Origin of the sequence: Brumimicrobium salinarum (genome assembly GCF_002844555.1) — a bacterium.
Taxonomy (GTDB): Bacteria; Bacteroidota; Bacteroidia; order Flavobacteriales_D; family Crocinitomicaceae; genus Brumimicrobium; species Brumimicrobium salinarum.
In genome coordinates this window covers 1-3406 of the sequence record NZ_PJNI01000034.1, presented here as the reverse complement: position 1 = coordinate 3406, position 3406 = coordinate 1, and the positions used below count along the sequence as shown (strand labels likewise).

Annotated in this window: 5 protein-coding genes; all 5 read left to right on the top strand. The window is 30.9% G+C overall.

Annotated elements, in window-relative coordinates; translation table 11 throughout:
- Positions 1-205: 205 nt before the first annotated feature.
- The 5 genes from CW751_RS14945 to CW751_RS16065 all read left to right on the top strand — a co-directional run bounded on the left by CW751_RS14945 (position 206) and on the right by CW751_RS16065 (position 3373).
- Positions 206-403, top strand: a complete 198-nt coding sequence (locus CW751_RS14945; protein WP_101335829.1) for a hypothetical protein — start codon at positions 206-208, stop codon at positions 401-403.
- Positions 404-440: 37 nt separating this feature from the next.
- Entirely contained in the window at positions 441-941 is a 501-nt protein-coding gene (locus CW751_RS14940) for a hypothetical protein (RefSeq protein ID WP_133122251.1), read from the top strand.
- A complete protein-coding gene (gene gwsG, locus CW751_RS14935; protein WP_101335827.1) occupies positions 938-1924 on the top strand; it encodes a grasp-with-spasm system ATP-grasp peptide maturase in 987 nt (328 codons plus the stop codon). Before CW751_RS14940 ends, gwsG begins: the two co-directional genes overlap by 4 nt.
- A gap of 256 nt (positions 1925-2180) precedes the next feature.
- Entirely contained in the window at positions 2181-3212 is a 1032-nt protein-coding gene (locus tag CW751_RS14930) for a hypothetical protein (RefSeq protein ID WP_205677847.1), read from the top strand.
- On the top strand, positions 3209-3373 hold the full coding sequence (locus tag CW751_RS16065; protein ID WP_119782973.1) for a cysteine peptidase family C39 domain-containing protein: 165 nt from the start codon (positions 3209-3211) through the stop codon (positions 3371-3373). Before CW751_RS14930 ends, CW751_RS16065 begins: the two co-directional genes overlap by 4 nt.
- Positions 3374-3406: the final 33 nt, after the last annotated feature.

Genomic DNA, 3406 nt, shown 5'->3' with positions numbered 1-3406 from the left:
ATCGATTGCGCATAAGGTGGAGATATGAATTATTTTGAGGAGGATTGTTAGAATAAAAAAAGTGTGCTGACACACGCTCTTTATAATAGACGTAAATAATCAATTTGTCAGATGAGATACATTTTACGCAATCTGAGTAACTGTAGTTACCTACATGCAGTTACAAAGATAACTAAGTTTTAATGTAGGGATAAATTTTAATGATATGAAATCAATTAAAGAATTTGAAGGAAAAAAGTTGGTTAACAAAGGTGTTAACCTAGTAAAAGGAGGAAAAAGAACGCCAACTAGAAACAATGACCTTACTATTGTAAGGGTGACACGGTTATATTCAAAACAAATCACGATTGGAATCCGTTTAATAATGATGGATGGAGAAATTAATAAAGAATATATGCTGTGATCTTAGGACCACAGCATATATTAATAAAACGGACAAAATGAAAATAGCGTTAATTGTACTAATTCTCCTCTTATTTTCCTTTAAAAGTTCTTGCCAAGATACACTTTCAAGTCAGGAAATGTTACAAGTATTTAAACAGATTAATAAAAGTGATGCATCAAAATTAAGACATCCAGAAAAACGAGAGGAAATTTTTCTTACAAATTTTAAGGAAATCAAAGAACTAATAGAATATCAAGGATTAGTAATTGATTCAAATTTCTCTAAAAAGAGACATATAAAGTTAGCAGAGAGTGCGATTCGCATGACCTTCACTCATATTTTACAGTCGAATCCTTCTTTAATATTGAATGAAAAATTTATCGAGCTTATTCGTGAGAAACTACAAACAAAAAAGTTTTGCAAAGATTATCTGATTTTTCCATTATCTGTTTACGTCTATGAAAATGAAATTAAAAGTCCATTTGAGGGAGTTTTGAAAGATGCCATGAGGATTTGGGGTATTAATGAATCTGAATTAATTCATAAAGACCTATGATACTTATAATTTCAAGTGATTTCGACGAATCTACAGACAAAATAATGAAATGGTTGATTCGTAAAGGGGAAGAAGTAGTACGTACAGGTAGTTTCAATTATTTATCTGGCATAACGATTTCTCTAATTAAAGGTGAACTTAGAGTTAGTTTAAAATTGAGTTCGGGAATGAATTTTGAATTAGACGAAATTAAATCATTCTGGTATCGGAAATCATGGTTTAGGATGTTCGAAAATTTGGAATTCATTTTTCCTGAAGAATTAGAATCTGTAAACTCAGACTATAGAGAATACCTTTTGAACGAAGAAATATCATCGCTTGAAACCTTTATTGTCAAAAGATTCGAGGATAGACCACACATCGGAAATTACTTTGCGAAAAACGGCAACAAATTAGTTTACTTTTTAGAAGCTTCGAATGCTGGGATGAAAATACCTGATTTTACCGTGACCACAGATAAGAGTTTGGTTGAAAGAGAATTAAAGAGAGGAATAAAAATGGTTAAACCAATTCAGGATTTATTTTATTCAAATACAGAAAAAGAAAGTATTAAAAATTATTACTCTATTGACTATAGTGTAGAGGAGCTTTCGAAATTTAATGAAACTATATTTCCTTCAATGCTACAGAGCTATATAGATAAGAAGATAGAAATTCGAGTGTTTTATTTGCATGGGGAACTGTATTCCATGGCTATTTTTTCTCAAAATGATGATAAAACCAGAGTAGACTTTCGAAATTATAATGATGAATTTCCGAATCGAATGATACCGTTTAAAATGCCAGGTGATATGTGTTCGAAAATTAGAGTATTTATGAATGCAATAAATCTTAATACGGGTTCTTTGGATTTTATTTTAACAGAAGAAGAAGATTATATATTCTTAGAGGTTAACCCTGCTGGTCAATATGGAATGATAGAACAAAACTGCTTTTATTCACTAGACGAACGTATCTCTGATTTTTTAAGTTACGAATTATGACTATGACAAAATTGATAAATACACCTTTGATTTCAATTAGAGTAAAAAAGATTGATTACTCAAACAGTTCAAGATCTCACAACAACTCAGTCAAATCTAGACAATTACAGACTAGTTCAATGATTCCAGATTTATACTATAAACCCATATCCTTCCTATGCATTACCCATTAAACAAATACTTTTTATTATACAGCGATTGTACTATCATTTCTGGATATAAAAATTCGATATTATTAGATTTTACAAGACCTGAAATGTCTAATTTTGTTCCGAAGGAGTTGTCCGAGTTTATTGAAAAATGTGCATGGCAGACTTTGAGTGATGTTCTAAAATTTTATATCAATGATGACAAAAAGGTTGTTTTAGAATATTTGGACTTTTTGACAGAAAATGATTTTGGTTTTTTTGTTTCAGAGAGTTTAAAAAATAATTTTCCACCAATCAATACAAAGCTCAAAAACTCACCTGAAATAATTGACAACCTCATCCTAGATATTGATTCAAAGAATATGAATAATTTGAAATCAATCAATTCACTTATTGAACGTTGTCTAATCTCTAGTATTGAAATTAGAGGAATTAATTTGTCCATTGGAGAGTTAGATCAAATTATTCAAATGTTTTCTTCGTCTGTTGTTCAATCTATAAATATCTATTTGGATTCAACACTTAAGAATAGTAATATAGAAACATTAAGTAAAATAATAGCTCAAAATGCGCGAATTAAAAAACTCGTTGTCTTTGAAAGTATTGAGGTTATCTCATCTGATGACGGAATCATTCATTTTACATCTAAGCAACTCAATTTTGATGAGATAAGACGTATCAACAATATTAACTTATCATTTCATCTCGAAGCACAAAAGGTTTGTACTTTCAGGTATAAAAAACTTTTTATTGATAGAGAAGGGAAGTTGAAAAACCATCCTAATTCTAAGAAATTAATTGGTAATATTCAGTTTGATGAGATTAACATTCTCATTGAGAATTTAAAAAAAGAATGTAAAACAAATAAAGAATGGTATATTACTAAAGAACAAATTAATGTTTGTAAAGATTGTGAATTTAGAACAGTATGTTTCACTAATAATCTTCCAATTGGAGACAAAGATGATAATTGCTATTTACAAGCCGAATGTACATATAATCCATATATAGGGAAGGGAGAAGGTGAAGAAGGATATAAAACTCTGGAAGAATGTGGTGTGATTTCAAATGAAAGTGGATTTATAATTGATCACGATAAGATCGCTGAAATAAACGCAGAGCTTTGGACAGAAGAATGAAAAAATTCCCCTTCTACAAACAACCCGACGCAATGGACTGCGGCCCCACCTGCCTTCGCATGATTAACTTCGTTGCTGCCTTCGGCGGTGCAAAGCACTACGGACGCACCACATCCCTGCAAAAGCTACGAGCCATTTCTGACCACGAAGAAGCAGCATAGCTAAACTACACGTGAAGGTTCTACCCTAAACAT